The following is a 323-nucleotide window of genomic DNA, read 5'->3' as shown; positions in this document are numbered from 1 at the left end:
GAGCGGTCCGAGCCGACGGTCCGGTTCGAGCAGGCCGATCCGCAGGTCGACGTCACCACGTCCGGCGAGCCGCAGGTGGAGTTCGTCCAGTCCGGCGAGCCGACGGTGACCTTCCAGGAGGCCGGTGCTGCATCAGAGGCGTCCGAGACCGACCAAGCGAGCACCGAGCCCGCCGAGGGTGATGCCGCGCAGCCGCTGATGGCCGAGGAGCCGACCGAAACCGAGCCGGCGCCCGAGACGGTGGCACAATCGGAATCGACCGAGCCGGAAGCGCCCGCATCCGATGTCACCGCCGATCCGGCACTTGCGGAGACCGACACCGC

General features: G+C 70.9%; 1 pseudogene. It reads left to right on the top strand.

The window, feature by feature from the left end:
• Nucleotides 1-323 (top strand): annotated as a pseudogene (locus Q1A87_RS23910) (hypothetical protein); the annotation flags it as partial.

Origin of the sequence: uncultured Jannaschia sp., from assembly GCF_947494055.1 — a bacterium.
Classification (GTDB): Bacteria; Pseudomonadota; Alphaproteobacteria; order Rhodobacterales; family Rhodobacteraceae; genus Jannaschia.
The sequence above is the reverse complement of the archived record's forward strand: the minus strand, read 5'-3'. Positions and strand labels throughout refer to the sequence as shown.